The 19531-nt window shown below is 60.5% G+C and carries 20 protein-coding genes; 10 read left to right on the plus strand and 10 right to left on the minus strand.

Annotated elements, in window-relative coordinates:
* Positions 1–67 precede the first annotated feature (67 nt).
* The 10 genes from AC0L4F_RS15030 (at position 68) to proC (ending at position 8716) form a co-directional block, all read left to right on the plus strand.
* Positions 68–310 (plus strand): GntR family transcriptional regulator, encoded by a 243-nt coding sequence (locus AC0L4F_RS15030; RefSeq protein WP_244689645.1) that lies wholly within the window; start codon positions 68–70, stop codon positions 308–310.
* Positions 297–806: a GntR family transcriptional regulator gene (locus tag AC0L4F_RS15035; protein WP_244689647.1), complete on the plus strand. Its 510-nt coding sequence runs from the start codon at positions 297–299 to the stop codon at positions 804–806. The genes AC0L4F_RS15030 and AC0L4F_RS15035 overlap by 14 nt, the downstream gene beginning before the upstream one ends.
* Before the next feature lies 1 nt (position 807).
* Positions 808–1965: a mandelate racemase/muconate lactonizing enzyme family protein gene (locus AC0L4F_RS15040; protein WP_244689649.1), complete on the plus strand. Its 1158-nt coding sequence runs from the start codon at positions 808–810 to the stop codon at positions 1963–1965.
* 28 nt (positions 1966–1993) lie between these two features.
* Positions 1994–3028 (plus strand): transporter substrate-binding domain-containing protein, encoded by a 1035-nt coding sequence (locus tag AC0L4F_RS15045; protein WP_244689651.1) that lies wholly within the window; start codon positions 1994–1996, stop codon positions 3026–3028.
* Positions 3029–3164: 136 nt separating this feature from the next.
* Positions 3165–4223 carry an ABC transporter permease subunit gene (locus AC0L4F_RS15050; RefSeq protein ID WP_244689653.1) on the plus strand — a complete coding sequence of 353 codons (1059 nt, stop codon included), beginning with the start codon at positions 3165–3167 and terminating at the stop codon, positions 4221–4223.
* Between the two features lies 1 nt (position 4224).
* Positions 4225–5304 (plus strand): amino acid ABC transporter permease, encoded by a 1080-nt coding sequence (locus AC0L4F_RS15055; protein WP_244689656.1) that lies wholly within the window; start codon positions 4225–4227, stop codon positions 5302–5304.
* Positions 5297–6034 (plus strand): amino acid ABC transporter ATP-binding protein, encoded by a 738-nt coding sequence (locus AC0L4F_RS15060; RefSeq protein ID WP_244689659.1) that lies wholly within the window; start codon positions 5297–5299, stop codon positions 6032–6034. The genes AC0L4F_RS15055 and AC0L4F_RS15060 overlap by 8 nt, the downstream gene beginning before the upstream one ends.
* Complete coding sequence (locus tag AC0L4F_RS15065) at positions 6031–6957, plus strand: ornithine cyclodeaminase family protein (RefSeq protein ID WP_244689661.1); 927 nt, start codon at positions 6031–6033, stop codon at positions 6955–6957. The genes AC0L4F_RS15060 and AC0L4F_RS15065 overlap by 4 nt, the downstream gene beginning before the upstream one ends.
* Positions 6958–6980: 23 nt before the next feature.
* Positions 6981–7907, plus strand: coding sequence for an aminotransferase class IV (locus AC0L4F_RS15070; RefSeq protein WP_244689663.1), 927 nt, complete (start codon positions 6981–6983; stop codon positions 7905–7907).
* Between the two features lie 20 nt (positions 7908–7927).
* Positions 7928–8716: a pyrroline-5-carboxylate reductase gene (gene proC / locus AC0L4F_RS15075; RefSeq protein ID WP_280520622.1), complete on the plus strand. Its 789-nt coding sequence runs from the start codon at positions 7928–7930 to the stop codon at positions 8714–8716.
* 100 nt (positions 8717–8816) lie between these two features.
* Here the strand turns inward: proC and AC0L4F_RS15080 are convergent, their stop codons facing one another.
* The 10 genes from AC0L4F_RS15080 to AC0L4F_RS15125 all read right to left on the minus strand — a co-directional run bounded on the left by AC0L4F_RS15080 (position 8817) and on the right by AC0L4F_RS15125 (position 19528).
* Positions 8817–10385: a TonB-dependent receptor gene (locus AC0L4F_RS15080; protein ID WP_244689665.1), complete on the minus strand. Its 1569-nt coding sequence runs from the start codon at positions 10383–10385 to the stop codon at positions 8817–8819.
* A complete protein-coding gene (locus AC0L4F_RS15085) occupies positions 10345–10821 on the minus strand; it encodes a TonB-dependent receptor plug domain-containing protein (RefSeq protein ID WP_244689668.1) in 477 nt (158 codons plus the stop codon). The genes AC0L4F_RS15080 and AC0L4F_RS15085 overlap by 41 nt, the downstream gene beginning before the upstream one ends.
* A 205-nt stretch (positions 10822–11026) precedes the next feature.
* Positions 11027–12442: an enolase-like domain-containing protein gene (locus AC0L4F_RS15090; protein ID WP_244689670.1), complete on the minus strand. Its 1416-nt coding sequence runs from the start codon at positions 12440–12442 to the stop codon at positions 11027–11029.
* 50 nt (positions 12443–12492) lie between these two features.
* A complete protein-coding gene (locus AC0L4F_RS15095) occupies positions 12493–13473 on the minus strand; it encodes an ABC transporter substrate-binding protein (protein ID WP_244689672.1) in 981 nt (326 codons plus the stop codon).
* 32 nt (positions 13474–13505) lie between these two features.
* Positions 13506–14270, minus strand: coding sequence for an ABC transporter ATP-binding protein (locus tag AC0L4F_RS15100; RefSeq protein WP_244689675.1), 765 nt, complete (start codon positions 14268–14270; stop codon positions 13506–13508).
* Complete coding sequence (locus AC0L4F_RS15105; protein ID WP_244689678.1) at positions 14267–15022, minus strand: ABC transporter permease; 756 nt, start codon at positions 15020–15022, stop codon at positions 14267–14269. Before AC0L4F_RS15105 ends, AC0L4F_RS15100 begins: the two co-directional genes overlap by 4 nt.
* A gap of 3 nt (positions 15023–15025) precedes the next feature.
* Positions 15026–16072, minus strand: coding sequence for an NAD-dependent epimerase/dehydratase family protein (locus tag AC0L4F_RS15110; protein WP_244689680.1), 1047 nt, complete (start codon positions 16070–16072; stop codon positions 15026–15028).
* 18 nt (positions 16073–16090) lie between these two features.
* Positions 16091–16957, minus strand: a complete 867-nt coding sequence (locus AC0L4F_RS15115; RefSeq protein ID WP_244689682.1) for a dihydrodipicolinate synthase family protein — start codon at positions 16955–16957, stop codon at positions 16091–16093.
* A 220-nt stretch (positions 16958–17177) separates the two neighbouring features.
* A complete protein-coding gene (locus tag AC0L4F_RS15120) occupies positions 17178–18779 on the minus strand; it encodes an acyl CoA:acetate/3-ketoacid CoA transferase (protein ID WP_244689684.1) in 1602 nt (533 codons plus the stop codon).
* Positions 18776–19528, minus strand: coding sequence for an enoyl-CoA hydratase/isomerase family protein (locus AC0L4F_RS15125; RefSeq protein ID WP_244689686.1), 753 nt, complete (start codon positions 19526–19528; stop codon positions 18776–18778). The genes AC0L4F_RS15120 and AC0L4F_RS15125 overlap by 4 nt, the downstream gene beginning before the upstream one ends.
* Positions 19529–19531 lie beyond the last annotated feature (3 nt).

The raw sequence follows: 19531 nt of genomic DNA on the forward strand, positions 1-19531 counted from the left end.
TACATGTTGTACACAATGGAAAGCAAGGTGAGTCGCTCAGGCTCATCAGAATTTCAGAGGCCCCAAAATGACCACTGATGACACGGCCAAACCCTATCAGCGCGGTCTTGCCGCTTCGGAAATTCACGACATCCTGCGGGATGAGATTTTGACGCTGACGCTGGAACCCGGCGCGCCGCTGGACGAGGTCGGGTTGTCGAAACGGTTTGCCGTGTCGCGGTCGCCGATCCGCGAGGCGCTCTATCGTCTGACGTCATCCAGAACTCGCGCAGCGCCTGCCCAATCGTTCGACAATTGTGGCGCCGGTTGATCTTAAACATTTTCCTGAATTCATTCTTGCGCTTGATGTTCAGCAGCGTCTTGCGACCCGGCTTGCCGCGCAAAATCGCACAGAAGAAGACATCGGTCGGCTGCGGGCGCTGGCGGATGATTTCAACTTGTTTGTCCATGATTCCAACGCGCTGAAGATCATGCAGTCGAATTTCGCCTTTCACGTCGGCGTGGCCGAGGCCGGGCGCAACCCTTATGTCATCCGGCAATATCGTGTGCTGCTGTCCGAGGCGCGCAGGCTGCTGCATATCCATGTTCGGTATCTGGACGCCGCAAACCGCAAGCACGTCATGCGTGACCAGCACCATGACTTTGTCGATGCGATCGAGGCTCAGGACGTCACGGCGGCGGATGCCATCGCCCACGCCCATTCGATGCAATTCCACGACCGGTTTCTAGCTGCCCTGCGCCACGAGCCGGACGAAAGTTTCAAGATCGGCGATCCGCCCGCGATGCCGAAAACGCAGGAGTCCTGAGTTGAGCCGGATCGCCCGCATCACGCTTGCCACGCACGCCAATGATCTTGGCGGAAAGCTGTGGAACCCGGCAATCCGATGGACCCTGAAGCACGCTGTTTTCGTGATGATAGAGGATGATGCCGGCAATCGGGGGCTTGGCGAATGCTGGTGCTTTGATACCGCGCCCGACGCATTGCTGGCGTATCTGCGCACAGAGGTTCTGCCGCATTTTGACGGGGTTGACCTAAACGAAGTGGGCGGCATCACTGCGGGTTTGATCGACCGGGCGACCTTGACCGCGCGGCATGGCATCCTGACCTCTGCGGTGTCGGGGATTGATCTGGCGGTTTGGGATTTGCGCAGCCGCCGGGACGGTGTGCCGCTGTGGCAATGTCTGAACCCCGCGGGGCGCGGCACGGCGGATCTTTATGCCAGTGGCGGGCTTTATGGTCAGGGCAAAACCACCGACGATCTGGTCGCCGAAATGGCAGGCTTTGCCGCGCAGGGGTTCGGATTAAGCAAAATGAAGATCGGCGGGCTGTCGATCGAGGACGATCTGTGCCGGGTCAGGGCGGTTTTGTCCGTCTTGCCGCCCGAGGCCAAATTGATCATCGACGGGGTCTATTCCTATACGGCCCAGGACGCGCTGGCGATTTACCGCGCCTTGCCCGAGGGCCGGATCGAAGCGTTCCAATCCCCGACCAAGGCTTATGACATCGACGGCATGGCCCGCCTGTCGCGCGCCGGTGTGCCGGTGATGGCGCTTGAGGCCGAATACCGCCGCGAAGTGCATGCGCTTTTGGTCAACACGGCGAAAATCGCCTTTTTGCAAACGGCCCCGGTCGCCAGTGGCGGTGTTGCCGGCGTGCGGGCGCTGGCGGATTTATGTGCCGGCAGCCAAACCCGCCTGTCGCTGGAGGTGTCTTCCACCGGCGTGGCGTTGATGGCCGCCTGTCACATCGCAGCCGCCGAAAACCTAGTGGCGCATGTGGAATATCACACCGTGCACCAGGTCTTTTTCAAGCAATTCGGATTGGACCCGCTGGGGTGCGCGCCGAAAGATTTCGCCTTGCCGAACCTCCCCGGCATTGGCGTTTCGCTGCCGGAGGACATCACAACAGCAGCCAATACAAAGAACGCCCCAACCGCGTTCGAAGAACCGCAAAAGCGGCCATGACATTCAAGTTCAACAGACGGAGAAACCGATGACCAATTCCATTATCAAACTGGCAGGGGCGGCGGCGCTTGCCCTTTCGGGCGCAACCGCGTCCAGCGCACAGGAAGCAAACCTGCTCGACACGATCAAGGAACGCGACAGCCTGCTCTGCACCGGCCACAACGGCAGCTATCTTGGGTTTGCCGAAGTCGACGGCGAAGGCGCATGGCAGGGGTTCGACATTGAATTCTGCAAGGCGTTGGCCACCGCGATCCTTGGCAGCCCGGACAAGCTTCAGGTTATCCCGGTCAGCTTCGCCCAGCGGTTCCCGGCGCTGCAATCGGGTGACGTCGATGTGATCATCAAGGTCACCGGCTGGACCCAATCGCGCGACACCGACCTTGGCCTGCAATTTTCGCGCCCCTATTTCATTGGCCCCTTCTATACCATGGCCAAGACAGAGCTGGGCGCCGAAAGCATCGCGGATCTTGATGGCGGTGTGTTCTGCGTCAATGCGGGCACCACTGTGGAACGTGTTCTGGCGGATTACATGGAAACCAACGGCGTTTCTTATGAGCCGCTGGCATTTGAAAAAGGCGAAGAGCTGCGCGCCGCGTTCTATAACGGCCGCTGTGATGCGATCGCGGGCTTTGGTCCGTTCCTGTCCGCCACCCGCGTCAATGCGCCGGACCCCGACGGCTTTACCATCCTTGGCGATGTGATGAAGCTTGAACCCGAAGGCATCGTGGTGCGCCAGGGTCAGGAAGACTTTCTTGACGTGATCAACTGGATGGTCAGCGCATTGCTGATGGCCGAGGAAAGCGGGATCACCATGGCCAATGTCGACGAGATGAAGGCCAACCCGCCCTCGCCAACAATCGAGCGTCTGTTGGGTGTGACCCCCGGCGTCGGCGAACGCATGGGGCTGAGCGACGATTGGGCCTACAACGTGATCAAGGCGGTCGGCAATTACGGCGAGATTTATGATCGCACCGTTGGCGAAGGTTCGCGGTACAAACTCCCGCGTGGGCTGAACAATCTTTGGAATAACGGCGGCGTCCTTTACCCGCTGGTTCTGGACTAATCCCAGCAGAAGGGTCGCCCTTTTCTGGGCGGCTCTTCCCCAAGCCGGAAAAGCAAACATGCGCCAGTTACTTGCATCTCGCCGCTTCAGACGGGCGGCGATACAGACTTCTTTTATCCTTCTTGTGGTGCTCGTGGTGTATGGCCTCGTTGTCACCAGCCAACGCAACATCGTCGCCCAGGGGATCGCCACAGGCTTTGGCTTTCTGGAGCGCACAACCGGGTGGCCGATCAATTTTTCGGTCATCGAGGTCAGCGCAAGATCGACCTATAGCCGGATCATATTTGCCGGGCTGCTGAACACCATGCTGGTCGGCTTTCTCACGCTGTTTTTCGCGTCCCTTCTGGGTATCCTTCTGGCGCTGTTCCGGGTGTCCAGCAATACGCTGATGAAGATCGTTGGCACGACCTATGTCGAGGTGTTTCGCAATGTGCCCGTCGTTTTACAGGTCTTCTTTTGGTACGCCGTTCTGACCCATCTGCCGGGGCCGAAACAGGCCTACAATCTTTGGGATATTGCGATGCTGTCCAACCGGGGGATCGTGCTGCCCGGTATTCCGCTGGTTGACGGGGGTCTTGTATATCTGGCTCTGGCGGTTGTGGCTGCGGGCCTGTGGCTTTGGCTGAGCCGTGAACGGCTGTCGGCGGTGGTCCGGTTTGGCGGCGCTTTGGGCGGGGTCGGGGTGATCTTTGTCATTCTTGCGGTGCTGGGCCATGAGGCGGGCACGCCGATCCTTTCGTTGCCTGAGCTCAAAGGTCTGCGCATTGCTGGGGGTGTCACGCTGAAACCGGAAATGACCGCGCTGGTGATTGGTTTGGTGCTGTTCGGGGCGGCCTATATCGGCGAAATCATTCGCGGTGGCCTGATCTCGGTCGACCGGGGCAAACTGGAGGCAGGGCGTTCGCTGGGGCTGAGCACGTTTCAGATCAACCGGCTGATCCTTGTGCCGCTGGCGCTGCGCGCTTCGCTGCCGTCGCTGACCAACCAATATGTCTGGCTCATGAAGGCCACGACCGTGGGTCTTGCCGTCGGCTTTCCCGACTATTTTGCGGTGATTTCAACATCCATCAACCAAAGCGGTCAAACGCTGGAGCTTCTGGCGTTGCTGATGGGTGGGTTCATTGTGCTGAACTATTCCATCGCCTTCGTGATGAACGCGATCAACGACCGCATCAAGATCAAGGGGAGAAGTTGAGATGAGCCTGACACTCAGCAATCCAGACAACCCGACCGGGTTTGTTGCAGCCCTGCGCAAACATTTCTTTGCCACCAAATTGGACGCGGTCATTTCCCTGGTGTTCGGGGCGCTGATCATCTGGTTTGTGATGGGCGTCGTCGATTGGGCGATCCTTGACGCGATTTTCCGGCTGGAAAACCGGGATCAATGCACCTATGAGGCCGGCGCCTGCTGGGCGGTGATTGAAAGCCGCGGGCGGCTGATCATGTTCGGCCTTTACCCCTATGCCGAACAATGGCGGTCTACTCTGGCCTGTTTCGTCATCATTGCGACAATGGTGCTGTCTTGTGTGCCTCTGTTCTGGTCGGTGCGGCGTTTGCCGGCCCTGTGGGTCGGCGGGTTCACGGTGTTTGTGCTGTTGATGCGCGGCGGGTTCTGGAACATGCCGCTGGTCACATCCGAACAATGGGGTGGCTTGGCACTGACGCTGTTCATCTTTTCGGCGGTGTTTGTGATCGGCATGCCGCTGGCGGTGCTTTTTGCGCTGGCGCGGCGATCCGATTTGCCGGTGATTGCCAAATCTTTTGGCCTGATCATTGATTTCGTCCGGTCGCTGCCGCTGCTTACCATTCTGTTTGCCGCTGCCGTGGTGGTGCCGCTGATCGCACCGGAGGCATTGCAAGGCAACAAGCTGATGCGTGTGGTTGTGGCTTTTGCGGTGTTCTTTGCCGCCTATCAGGCCGAAATCATTCGCGCCGGGATGCAATCCACCTCTGCCGGTCAGGAAGAAGCCGCCATCGCATTGGGCATGCCCTATTGGTCCCTGGTGGTGGATATCCTGTTGCCACAGGCGTTCCGCAATACGCTGCCCTCGACCATCAATCAGGCGGTCATTACCTTCAAGGAAACCTCGATTGTCACCTTCGTCGGCTTTTTCGAGCTGATGGCCTCGGGCAATGCCGCCATAGGCACCGGCGAATGGGGCAATCAATATGTCGAGGTCTACGTCTTCCTCGCCTTTATCTACTTCATCTTCGTCTTTGGTCTGTCGCGTTATGGCGCGTGGCTTGAAACCCGCATGAGGCTCGGACATGGCTGATCCCGCAATCCACATTCAATCCGTCGACAAATATTATGGCGATTATCACGCGCTGCGCGACGTCAGCCTTGATGTGCCGGACGGCCAGACGCTGGTGATCTGCGGCCCGTCCGGGTCTGGCAAATCCACGCTGATCCGTTGCATCAACGGGTTGGAAACCTATGCCTCTGGCTCCGTCGAGGTTCTGGGCCTTGCGGTCGGGGATGACCGGCATCTGTGCAATCTGGTGCGCAAACAGGTCGGTATGGTGTTTCAACACTTCAACCTGTTTCCGCATCTGACAATCCTGGAAAACTGTGTGCTGCCGCAGATCCGCGCCATCGGCAAGGACCGCACCGCCGCAACCGAGGAGGCCCGCACGCAACTGGCCCGGATGCAGGTGGACATCCACGCCGAGAAATACCCGGATCAGCTGTCTGGCGGCCAACAACAGCGGGTGGCGCTGGCCCGTGCCCTGTGTTTGAAGCCAAAGATCATGCTGTTTGACGAACCGACCTCGGCGCTTGACCCGGAAATGATTTCCGAAGTTCTGGATGTCATGCAGGCCCTCGCGCGCGAAGATATGACCATCATCTGTGTCACCCATGAAATGGGGTTTGCCCGCGCCGTGGCCGACCGTGTGATCCTGATGGCCGAAGGCCGCATCGTCGAAGAAGGCACGGCAGAACAGATGTTCACCGCGCCAACCCATCAAATCACCCGTGACTTCATGAAGGCTGTACAGCGATGAAAATAGTGACACGCCAATCGTTTGGCGATCAAATTGACTGGGCCATGATCGTGGATGCCATTGACGCCGGACACCGGATGCCACCCGCCCATATCGAGGATGTCTTCCTCGGCCCGCCGGGGCGCACGCTGCTTAGTCGCGCAGCCTGGATCGAGGGTTTGGGATATGGCGTCAAAAGCGTCACTGTCATGGCGGAAAACCCGGCCCGTGGCCTGCCCACGGTTCAGGGCGCGATGTTGGTATTCGAAGACCGCGCCGGGGCGCTGATTGCCACCATCGACAGCCCATTGGTCACGGATTTGAAAACCGCATCCGACAGCGCGCTTGGCGCACGTTATCTGGCCCGCAAGGACAGCAAGACATTGCTGATCCTTGGCGCAGGACAGGTCGCGCGCAATGTCGCCGCCGCCTATCGCCAGATCTTGCCCGGTCTTGAGCGTATCATGATCTGGAACCGCACGGCGGACAAAGCGCGTGCCTTGGCGGCGGATCTTGTGGCCAGCGGTTTGCCGGTCGAGGCCGTGACCGATCTTGCCGATGCGGCCGGTCAGGCCGATATCGTTGTCACCGCCACCATGTCGAGCGACCCGGTGCTTCGTGGTGAGTGGATCACCCCCGGCACCCATGTCGATCTGATCGGGGCGTTCCGGGCAGAAATGCGCGAGGCTGACGATGCGCTGTTGCAAAAGGCCCGGATCTTTGTCGACAGCCGCGACACCACCATGCACCACATCGGCGAGCTGAAAATTCCCCTGGCCAGCGGGGCAATCGCCGAAACCGATGTCTTGGCCGATCTTTACCAGTTGAGCCAGGGTCAGGTCGGGCGCACCGGCCCCGACGACATCACCGTTTTCAAGAATGGCGGCGGGGCGCATCTGGATCTGATGACCGCCTTTGCCATCCTTGGCGACGTCGACCAATAATTTGCTGAATAAGGATAAAATCCATGTTGGATGAAAAACAGACCTCGCATGATGCCGAAGAAGATCCCCGGAACCTTGACACCAAGGTCTATGTCAACGGCGAGATCGTGCATCGGGACGAGGCCAAGGTGTCGGTCTATGACAGTGGTTTCATGCTGGGTGATGGCATGTGGGAAGGCATGCGCCTGTACAACGGCAAATGGGCCTTTTTCGAGGAACATATGGACCGCTTTTTCGGCTCCTGCCACGCTGTATCGCTGGATGTGGGCATGGACCGCGCCGGCATTCTTGACGCGCTGACCCGCACAGCCGCGGCCAACGGCATGACCGACAATGCCCATTGCCGTCTGATGCTGACCCGCGGCAAAAAGGCCAAGCCGTATCAACACCCGTCGTTGAGCCGCTCTGGCCCGACGCTGGTGATCATCATGGAACATTCCAAGCCCTCTGCCGCCTTGCAAACCCGTGGCATTTCCCTGGCAACCGTCCCGCAGGTGCGTGGCCTGCCGATGAGCCAGGATGCCAAATACAACAGCCATTCAAAGCTGAACTGCGTGCTGGCCTGTATTCAGGCGCAACAGGTGGGCGCAGATGAGGCGCTGATGCTTGATCCGCATGGTTTCGTGAACACCACCAACGCCTGCAACTTCTTTATTGTGCGCAAGGGCGCGGTGTGGACCTCGACCGGGGATTATTGCATGGCCGGTGTCACCCGCCAAAAGGTGATCGACCTGTGCAAGGCCAATGACATCCCGGTCCATGAACGCAATTATTCGCTGTATGAAACCTATAGCGCAGATGAGGCTTTCATGACCGGCACCTTTGGTGCGCAGACCCCGGTTGGCACCATCGACGGCAAGGCAATCGGCAATGGCCAGCGCCCCGTGATGGAACGCATTCAGGCGCTGTACAAGGATCTGATCCGCGCCGACACAGGGGCAACATTGTGAGGGCGATCAACGACCGCGGCATGGTGGTGATCGGCTGCGGCTTCATGGGCAAGGCGTTGTTGGAGGGGTGGCTGTCCAGCGGCGTCGCGCCGGGGGCGATCCATGTGCAGGATCCGGCTCCCTCGGACTGGCTCAAGGCGCAAACCGGGTTCCATCTGAACCAAGCGCTGCCTGACAACCCGGCTGTTCTGGTCATTGCGACCAAGCCGCAGGTTCTGGGGGATGTCCTGCCGCCGCTTGCCGCTTTTGGCGATGGCGACACCATTGTGGTGACCATCGCAACCGGCGCGCCACTGGCCTATTATGAAGCTGTCTTTGGCGCGAAAACGCCGGTGGTTCGGGCGATGCCCAACCTGCTGGCCGCCGTCGGGGCCGGGATCACCGTGTTTGCCAGCAATGCCAATGTGAGCGATGCACAGAGCGCCCTGGCCAGCGCGCTTTTTGGCGCGGTTGGTGCGGCGGTCGAACTGGAGGACGAGGCGCAATTGCACGCCGTGACCGGCATTTCGGGGTCCGGTCCGGCCTATGTCTTTGCCATGGCCGAAGCCATGACCAAGGCGGGCGAGGCAATGGGATTGCCGCGTGATCTGGCCACCACACTTGCGGTGCACACCGTCGCCGGGGCGGGCGAGATGATGCGCGAAACCGGCACCGATGCCGGTGACTTGCGCCGGGCTGTGACGTCAAAAGGCGGCACAACCGCCGAAGCCTTGGCACATCTTCTGGCCCCGAAAACCGGTTTGTTCGATCTGATGGAAACGGCCGCCTGTGCGTCCCGCGACCGAAGCATCGCGCTGAGCCAACCCTAACCTTTGTGCCAGGCTAACAAGACCAGATACCCCCCGAAATTCAAAAAGGCCGACGTGATCGTCGGCCTTTTCCATGTCGTCAGTCCCGATCCCGAGGGCGTCAGAACCGCATTTCTGCGCTCAGCCGGAAGGACCGACCGGGTTCGTTCAACGGCACCACCGCGTCGACGAATTCCTGACCATAGGTGGCGCGCGCCGCATAATCTTCGTCAAACAGATTGTTGATCTCGGCGCGCAGCGTCAGGCCGCCGAAACTGGCGGGGGTATATTCGACAAAGGCATTGGCAACGGCATACCCCGGCAAGGTCGGCCCTTCGCCCCCGGTGGCGGTGTCATAGGTGTTTTCAGAATCCAGCGCGATTTGCGCATCGCCGCCAATCAGCAAACCATTTTCGAACCGATGCGCGGTGTGCAGCGTAATGAACTCGCCCATCGGCATGGTCAGGTAATTGCCGGTATAGGAATTTGCGGTCCGCCCGTTCACCTCGGTGTCCAGTTTGGCATAACCGACACGGGCAAAACCATTCATCCAGGCATAACCAATGCCCAGCTCATACCCCTGCGACAGAACATCCGCCGAAAGCGCCGGACCGGCCCCGTAACTTGCCGCCCGTGCATTGTCGAGCGCGGTGGAAAACACCTTGCCGTCCAGGGTCCAATTGCCGGTTTGATAGGCCGCCGCGACATAGAAACTGTCCGATGTGACCTCTTTGATGTCATCCGCATAGGTCCAGGACGGGTTCATGATAAAGTTCTCGGCCAGCTCGATCCCGCCCCAGACATGGGCATAGCCCGCGCTTAACGTCAGCGCCTGCGTCACGTCCCATTCACCAGAGATATTGCCGGACAGGCCAGAGGCCGATTGCGTCGAGCCGTCAACACCTTCGAATTCCTGAAAATCGACACGCCCCCCCAGCGACACACGTGTGCTGGCCGTTGGTTCAAGCCGCGCCTGCGCAAAGATCCCGAAATTGCGCAGATGCTCTTCGGCGGCTTCATCCCATGCGGCATCCGGCAGATAGAAATAATCCGACTCTGCCTCGTCAGAATAAAAATCGATCCCCGCGGTGATCGACCCATTGGCCAGATTGAACCGGTTCTGAATGACGCCACTCAGGCTATCGGTTGATCCATTGATCTGTTGATCCGGTTCCGTGATCCGCAGGTCGGTGACACTATAGGCCAGCTGGATCTTGGGATCCCACCAGCCGTCAGGCGCCGTTTCGGTATAGGTCAGCACATAATTCGTGCGGTCAAGATCGTAGGGGCGGGTGTCCGGCACCGGTCGGCCGCCGATAATGGCCCCGATGTTGGCACGATAGGGCCGGGCATTGTCATCCTTGACCCGCTCCATCGAAAATTCCAACCGGCTGCCGCTTTCGGTTTCATAGGCGAATTTGGCAAGGCCGCTCAGAACATCGGTGCCAGAGCCCACAATGTCATCGCCGTCGCCGTCAATGCGATTGTCGCCCTCGGCATATTTGGCAAACCCAAGGTATTCAAACCCGCCTTCCACGCCATAGACCGACAGGCTGTTGGACAGAATTCCGCCGTTGCTGTCGTATTCGAGCTTGTAGCGCCCGCCCATGGATTTGTCCGCATCCAACAGATCAGCCGCGTCTTTGGTTTCATAGGCCAATGACCCGCCAAGCGCGCCGGGGCCAGGCATCGGCCGGGGCCACACCGGGATCAATCCGCACCGCTTTCAGCAGGGCCGGATCAATCAGCGTGGTCGTGTTGTGATGGAAAATCTTGTTGTTTTGCCGCGCCCCGTCGATCGAGATGGCAAGGTTGTTTTCTTCGATCCCCTGCACATAAACCTTCTGCGACATCGGAATAGAGCTGCCGACCGCGATGGTCGGCTCTGCCACAAACAATTCTGATAGATCGGCGGGATTGCTGAGCGCAATTCCGGCGCTTGTCACATCGACCTCGCCCGTGGCCAGGTCCGACAGACCTTCCTCGCCGGCGGAGATGGGGTTGAACTGAGGCGGGGCCAGAACAATCGTTCCAAGGAACGCGTCTTCCGCAGAAACCACAGTGGCTGACGAGAATCCGACGATGGTCGTTCCCGCCAGAATGGACATGAGAGCTTTGGATTTCATCATCCGCGCGCCTTTTCATTGATTAAGGAAAAGGTAGCTTGCGACGATATGCTGGCGGCCTGATTGCGGTGCAAGACCATGCCGCTTGTGCCATGTCAATTTGTCGGGCCGCTGGCCGCAATCCCGATGTGACCGCTGTGCAACAATCCCGGTTTGGCAAGCGAATGTGCGGGCACAGGTCGGCTGTCCTGCACCCAAGGTGGGGCTAGCGGATATAGCCTTCGGCGGCGGCGGTCAGATCCGTCAGATCAATGGTGCCTTTTGCGATCCGCAGCATCATCCGCCCCCGGTCAAGACAGTACAGATTTGGAAAGGCGGCGATCCGATCTTGCGTTTCCTGCGGGTCCAGCCCGGTAGTGCCATCGCCATAAAAATGTCCGTTGCGTTCGATGTGCCCGACACCCAATGTGGCGGCTAGGCTCAGATCCTGTTGCAGCGCCAGCCCCGGCGGGGTCGACAGATCCTCGGCCGACATGAAGTATCGCGTATCCCCCGCAGCGTCGTTCCAGACCGCCACGCGGACACGGTTCAACAGGGCGCGGTACACCCCTTTGCAGGATTTGGACGATATCCCGCGATACCCCATGTCGCGTGCTTTGAGGAACGCATCGGGGCTGTCGTCGGATTCGTCGATTTCAACCGCCAGATCCCCCAATTCGGGGCCAAGCGGCGTCGACAATGCCGTGGCGCGGGCAATCGGCTGTTCGACAAAGCCTGTCGCCGCGACCAGCCGCGCCAGGCGCGGATCTGCCGTAATGCGGTGCCAAAACGCGGCAAAGGTCGCGCCATCGGGAAATTGCTCGTTCCCATCCAGCGTCACCGTGAGGTCGGGAATACCGTCAAGGATCGCCGCAATCGCCACCAACCGGTTGTGATCGAAATCCCCGTCGCCAGAGAGTTTCAGTTTGAAGGCGCTCAGCCCCCAGGTGGCAATTGCAGCTTGCAGCGTTTCGGGCAGGCCATCGTTCACCCGACGCTCTGCCGGCAGGTCGGCCACGGTCAGGGGGTCGATCTGGCCGATTGTATGGCGCGCGCGCAATGTCGGCGCGGGGCGCAGCGTGGCAAGGGTTGCGGTGATCTGGTCTTGTGACAGATCCGGTGCCGTGGCCGGGGTCAGCCCGAACAGATTGTCACGCACAAGTGTGGCAAAGGGCAGGGCGCAATGGGTGCAGAGCGCGGCGATCACCGCCTTGTCGATCAACGCCATGCCAAAGCCCGCCACCAGGGCATTCAACCCCTCTGTCGCGGCCTCTGCCCGCTGGGCGGCATCATGCGCGGCATGCAGGCCAAAGGCGGTCATTTCCGCACCGTGGTCCAGGTAGCGTTGCCGGGTCAGGGCCAGCGCCCGGCGCAGCTGTTCGACATTCTGGTCATTGGTCAGTTCCGGCGATTTGTCGAACCATTTGGGCGCCATCAGTTCCGCCGCTGTGCCGGTGGCCATGCGCCCGTCGGCAAAGGTCAGGGTGACGCGCGCCACCGCCTGAACGGCCTGCCGCAGGGTGACCGCGCCGTAGCGAAACGGAATCCGAAGCCCCACGGGGCGCTCGTCAAATGTGATCTCGGTAACGCGAAAACGCGGCGCGGTGTCGATCATGGTATCGGATACCTTTGTGCTGGACATGCAAGGCGCGGCAGACTTCTCCGCCGCGCCAAAACCCGTGTCAGACGGGCTTACTTTGCCGGATAGGCCAGGTCGTCATCAATGAAATCATTGGAGAATTTTGTCGTGATCTCCATGTCGGGCAGGCCATAAGCCTCTTGCACCACGACATAATCATTGGCCACCCTGTCCATATCCCATGCGCCGATCGGCAAATCCGATCCCGATCCCGGCATCACACGCGCGGCATATTCGAATTGACGTTCTGCATCCGACGCCTTCATCGACACCGAACTGGACAGCGCATCGGTGCAGGGTTTCGGCGTTTCCAGACAGAAGGCAAAGGCCTTTTGCGTGACCTGCACCACCTGTTTCACGGCCTCGGCTTTTTCGGCCAGCACCGCGTCGGCGGCGTAATAGGCCAGACTATAGGTGTTCATGCCATTGTCGCGCAGCAGGGCAAAGCCCAGATCATCGCCAAAGATGTCTTCATAGATGAAATGCACAGAGTAGAAATGCGTCGTGACATCCACCGCCCCCGATTGCAGCGCCGCGAGCTTGCCGGTGGGTTGCAGGTTGACCCATTCCACCGCGTCCGGATCAATCCCCAAAGCGCGCGAGGCTGGTTGCCACATCTGGCGGGTGGCATCAAATGCCGGTGCGCCGATCTTCTTGCCGGTGAAATCCTTTACCGTTTCGATGCCAGAGCTTTTCTTCCAGTAAAGCCCGGCGGCGTTGTCGTTATAGGCGACAAACACACCGGTAAACGGCGCGCCCTTGGCCAGAAATTGCAGCGCGGTGGGCGTGTCGATGATGGCGATATCGGCTTGGCCAACCTCAAGCGCGGTGGCGGCCGCGCCCGATCCGGTGCCCTGGCGAATTTCCAGCGCGACCCCGGCATCGGCATACCAGCCTTGTTGCTGCGCATAATAGACCGGCGCGTGATCGCCCCCGGCGGTCCAGTTCAGTTGCAGGCTCAGGTCTTCGGCCATAACGGCAGAACCGGCCAGAAGCGCGGCACAGGCCACGGCGGTTGTCTTGGTATTGATCATTTTTTCCTCCCAATTGATTTTTGAACACCGGGTCAGTGCATGCCCAGCAGCTGATAGATTTCGCGGGTGTATTCGCCGAATTTCTCGGTCGTCTTGATGTCGAGCGTGCGCGGCTCTGGCAGATCAATGGGGAAATGCGCCGCCATGCGTGCCGGGCCTGCGGTCATCACCGCGACCTTGCTGCCCAGGAACACCGCCTCTTGAATGCCATGGGTGACAAACAGGATCGTCTTGCTGCTTTCGCGCCAGATGCGCAGCAGCTCAAGGTTCATCCGTTCCCGCGTCAGCGCGTCCAGGGCACCAAAAGGTTCATCCATCAGGATCAGCTTTGGGTTATGCACCAGCGCCCGCGCAATCGAGGCCCGTTGCTGCATCCCGCCCGACAATTGCTGGGGATAGGCGGTGGCGAATTTCGAAAGCCCGACCATTTCCAGCAAATCCAGCGCGCGCTCGCGGCTTTCCTTGCGCGGCAGGCCAAGGATTTCGGCCGGAAGCATCACGTTGTCGACGATATTGCGCCATTTCAGCAGCAGCGCCTTTTGAAACACCATGCCGATGTCACGACCCGGGGTGAAGGGGCTTTCGGGGTTGCCGACATCCACCGTGCCGCCGGATGCCTCGTGCAGATCGGCAAGGATCGACAGGACTGTCGACTTGCCACATCCCGACGGGCCGACGATGGACACCAACTCTCCTTCTTCGACGTCGATGGTCACATCCTTGACCGCCAGGAATTCCTTGCTGCCGACCTTGAACGTCTTGGTCACGCCGACGAGGCGCACGAACGGTTCGGTCATTGGTTGATCCCCTTGCGTGTGATGAAGAAATATTCGAGCGCGATGACCACCCCATAGAGCGCCACGCCGATCATGGTGATGAACGCCAGCGCCATCATCATCGCCGAGGTGTTGAGCGCGTTCTGCTGGGCCAACAGGAAGTAGCCGAGACCCTTTTGCGAGGCGATGAATTCGCCCACGATGGCCCCGGCCACGGCCAGCACCGCGGCGACCTTCATCCCCGAAAACAGGAAGGGCAGCGAGCCGGGCAATTGGATCTTGAGAAAGATCTGCCAGCGATTGGCCTTCAGCGATTTCACCAGGTTCAACAGGTCCGGTTCGACCTCTTGCAGACCGCGATAGGTGGTCAACATGATCGGAAAGAAGCAGATGGTGAAGGCGATCACCATGTTCGGCACGATGCCATAGCCCAGCCAGACGATGAACAGCGGGGCCATCGCGACCTTGGGCACCATGTTCAACAACACCAGCAGCGGCATCAGCGCCGCGTTGAGGGCGGGCAGCCAGCTGAACAGCACCGCCAGCGCGACACCGATGATCACAGCCAGAAGATAGCCGCCAAAGATTTCCTGCGTGGTGGCCCAGATATGGGTGCCCCAATTGTAGGACGGCTCCCAGATCTCGGCAAAGGCGGCGCCGGGGCTGGGCAGGATATAGGCCGGAAGATCGGTCAGCACCGTGGCCAGCCACCAGGCGATGATGAAACCGGAAAGGCCCGCCGCGGCCCAGATATAACGTGACAAGAGTGTCATGGTTCAGAAACTCCCTGTGCGGACCTGGAACTTTGAAGGTTTGCCGTGGACGGGTTTGCCGGATTTCACCCATTCGGTGACCCAACCGATCATCGCGTCCATCGGCACCACCGGATTGCCGAAAATGCCGTTTGCCTTGTCGCAATTGACCAGCAGGCAATTGTCGGCTTCTGCGCCTTCAAACACCGGCTCGACGCCCAGGGCCGCGCCAAAACGATTGGCGAGATACCGCACCGACACCGTTTCCGGCCCGCCGATGTTGATGGCGCTGGCGGGGGTGTCGCAATGGGCCAGCGTGCGCAGGAACTGCGCGTTGGCGTCGCCTTGCCACATGATGTTGACGTGACCGGTGTCCAGCGGAATTGGCGTGCCGTCCTTTACCCATTGCGCGACCTCCTGCATCACGCCGTAACGCGGATCAATGGCATAGACGAAGCGCATGATGCGGCCCGGCGTGTCATATTTGCGCGAGAAATACTGAAACGTCCGTTCGCGTCCGACCACGGAATTGGCGTATTCGCCGGGGCGGGCGTGGGGCGGGCATGTCTCTGTCACGCCGCCATGCAGCGGGTTCGACCAGGGATAGACGTGGATGGTCGAGAAGGACACGATCCGGCTGTCGCGAAAGGCCTCGGCGGTGATCTGCGGCGCGATGGTGTTCATCGCCCACAGGAAATCCTCGCGCCCGGCGGCATCGAATTTCAGCCCTGCCATGTAAATCACATTCGCCACCTTGGGCAGGGCGTTCACGGCATCGCGGTCCAGCAGATCACAGCGGATCGTTTCGATCCCCCAGGCATTCAGCCGATCTTCGACGCCCGCCTCTGAAAACCGCGACACGCCGATCACCCGCTTGTCAGGGGCGGCTTTCTTGGCCATGCGCGCCATGGTGACGCCAATCTTGCCGCCGACACCAAGGATCATGATGTCGCCCTCAAGCGCGTTCAGATCGTCGATCACACCCTGGGTCGGGATCGACATGAAGTCTTCCAGATGTGCAACGTCGCGGAAATGTTCGGGAAAGAGCGCGGGGCTCAATATATCTGTCATGGTCATTCCTGTCTTGCCTCAGGCCACCAGCGGCCGGGTCTTGCCGGCATCACTCAGCCAGCGATCAAGGTTGGCACGCACAAAGGCGTCATCGTTCATTTCGGGATATTGCCGATAGACGCGGTCGATCTGGGCCTCTTGTCCGGGGCTCAGCACCTCGTTCGGATCAAGACACCAGGTTCCCGCCAAAAGCCCCTGCCGCCGCATCACTTCCAGACAGCCGGGAATGCAGCCGCGCAAATCGTTCAGCGCGTCATAGATCGCAAGGTTGCAATCGGTGACAATACTGTCGAGCGCCAGCAAATCTTCGGGCATATCCGCCCCATCGGGCAAGGCATGGATACGGTCGAGCAGCTCCACCGCTGTTTTTGTCCAGACCGACCAATGGCCCAGCAATCCGCCGCGAATGCGCAGGCGGGTCTCGGATTTGCCATCCTCGGACCGCACGGTGAAGGGTTGCAACAGGTCCAGCACGATGTGATCGTCGTTGCCGGTGTATAGCGTCACCCGGTCCGTTGCGCCCGCATCTTGAACGGCGCGCACGATTTCCAGCGTGCGGTAGCGGTCGAACGGCGCCATCTTGATGCCTGCGACATTCTCGATCTCGGCAAAGCGACGCCAGAAATCATAGGACAGGTGAAAGCCGCCGACCTCTGGCAAAAGCGAAAATCCGATCACCGGCATTTCGGCCGCCACGGCGCGGCAATGGGTCAGCAGCTCGTCTTCCGAGGCACCTTTCAGACGGGCGAGGTTGAGCAACACGAAGTGATAGCCAAGGCTGCGGGCCAGTTGTGCCTCCTGCACCGCCTGTGCGGTTTGCCCGGTGACACCCGCGATCAAAAGACGCGTATCCTCGGCCCAATCCTGTACGGTGTCCGCCGCCATGCGCAGCACCGGCTCAAACAGGCCGACATCCCGGATGGCAAATTGCGTGGTATGGACCCCGACCGCAACGCCCCGGCGCCGGCGTCCATATAATATCGCGTCATGGCGCGTTGGCGCATCGGGTCAAGCCTGCGGTCGGCGGTCAATGCCAGCGCATGCGCGGGCAATGCGGTGCCTTTGCGAAACAACGCAAGTGCGGATGGGGGAAGGTCCTGTAGGTTCATGCGGTCACCTTTGCGGGTTCTTTTTCTGTCAGGCGGATGAAATGCCGTGCGTCCATGCAGGGCAGCGGATCGGCGATGCGCACCGGGGCAAAATCCATCAGGTCCAGCACCTGGGTTTGCAGATCGACCCCCGGCGCGATCTCGATCAGCTCCAACCCATCGGAGGCCACCCTGAACACCGCGCGTTCGGTGACGATCAGGGCCTGTTGGCTGCGGTCGCGGACGCCATCAGCCACGCGATAGGTGATCGAGGCCGCCTGCGTCACGAATTTGCGCACTTTGCCTTCGCGTTCGATCACCAGTTGGCCGTCGACCACATCGGCCTGAAGACCACCAGTGGTGAAAGTGCCGGCAAAGATCAATCGCTCTGCGTTTTGGGCGATGTCGATAAAACCGCCCGCGCCGGGGTTGGCCCGGCCAAATTTCGACACGTTCACAACGCCCTGCGCATCGAACTCGGCAAAGCTGAGGGCGGCAAAGCGGCAAAGCCCGCCGTCGATGGCATCAAACTGCGTGACACCATCGAGGATCGCATCGGGGTTGATATTGGCCGAAAATTGCCAACCCGGCATCACCACACCGCCATAGGCGCCATGTTCGGTGGTGCCGGGGTAATCGGCCAGCGCACCATCATCGAACAGCCCCTGTTCCGCCATCACCAACGGCACATCGGTGGCCGCGCCAAAGCCGAAGATCGACAGTTCGTGCTTGCGGACCTCGGGCACAATCCGGTTGGCGATAATGCGGTCCGCCGAAAAGGGGGGCGGGCTGAGCGTTGCGATATCCTTTCGCGGACCAGAGAAATAGGCCGCATCATATGGCACATTGGTGGTCATCATCATGTCGGGATCGACGACAACCTGATCGACGTAGATGCCGGGCAATTGCACCGTGCTGGCCGGGCGGTCGTTGGTGTCGACCACGCGGCGCACCTGGGCGATCACCCGCCCGCCGCTGGCCTTGACCGCCAATGCAAGCGCCACGTTGGCCGTGGTCAGCGGCTCGTCCTCCCAGCTGAGGTTGCCCTGTGCATCGGCGGACGCCGCGCGCAGAATTGCCACATCCAGCGGCCATGTCGGATAATAAAGCAGCTCCTCGCCGTCGATCTCGATCACGCGGATCAGATCATCGCTGGCCCGGTCGGTGAATTTTCCGCCGCCCTGTCGCGGATCGGCATAGGTGCCAAGACCCACGCGGGTGATATAGCCCGGGCTCTTGCGCGCCACTTCCCGCAGCCAATGCATGCTGGCGCCGATGGGCCAGGAATAGGCCTCGATCCGGTTTTCCGCGATCAGGCGCATCAGCTCGGGGCGTTTGCCCGTCGCGGGGTCGACCGGGTTGATATAGCTGCCCGACACGATGCGTTTCATCAGCCCGTCCTGGGCCACATGGTCCATCCCCTTGATGCCCATGGCATCGCCGGTGCCGCAGGGGAAATAGAATGTCAGATCGCGGGGCTGGGCCGTGTCCCGAAAGCGGCGCCCCAAAGCGCCCAGAACCTTGTCAGGGGTGACCCAGCCGATGACCCCGGCGCTGGCCACGGTGGCCCCGTCGGGGATGGCGGCGACGGCCTCTTCGGCGGTGACGATCTTGGTCATGCTGTCACCGTGAACTTGGCCAGTGTCGCCTTGGCCGCAGCCCCCTGGCAATCGGCGGCAAAAAGGCGGCTGGCCTCGGCGTCTTGCCGTTCGGCATCGGCGGCGATTGTGGCCGCGCAATAGCGTTTGGTCGACCGCACCGCTTCGGGCGGCAGGTCGGCAATGCGCGCCGCCCAGTCACAGGCCATGTCCAGCGTTTTGCCATTTTCGGCCAGCCCGTCAGCGACGCCAAGGCGATGTGCCTCGACCCCGTCCATATCAAGGAACCCCCATGTGATCTGCTGCGCCTTGACCGGGCCGACACGCGCCAGAAGGCTCTGCAATCCCCAGGGCGGCAGCCAGCCATTGCGCACCTCGGGCAGGGCCCATTTGGCATCGCGTGCCGTGATCACCACATCACAGGAGGTGGCAAGGATGAACCCGCCGCCAAGGGCAAAGCCCTCGACCGCGGCGATCACCGGCACCGGCAGATGCGCAATGCGGCGGGCCATGGCGGCGGTCTCTTCCTCGTGGGCGCACATGTCGGGGATCGACAGGCCCCCCAATTCTTTGAGGTCGCTGCCCGCACAAAACGCAGGCGCAGCCCCGGTCAGCACCACGGCGCGGCACCGGTCGTCCTGGGCCAGCTGGGACAATGCCGCCAACAGACCGCGAACGCTCTCGGTGCCAAGCGCGTTGCGCCGCTTGGGTTTGTTCATGGTGACAACGGCATATCCGTCACGTAATTCGATCACTACCTGTTCGGTCATGAG

The organism is Marinovum sp. J2-8 (assembly GCF_055808435.1).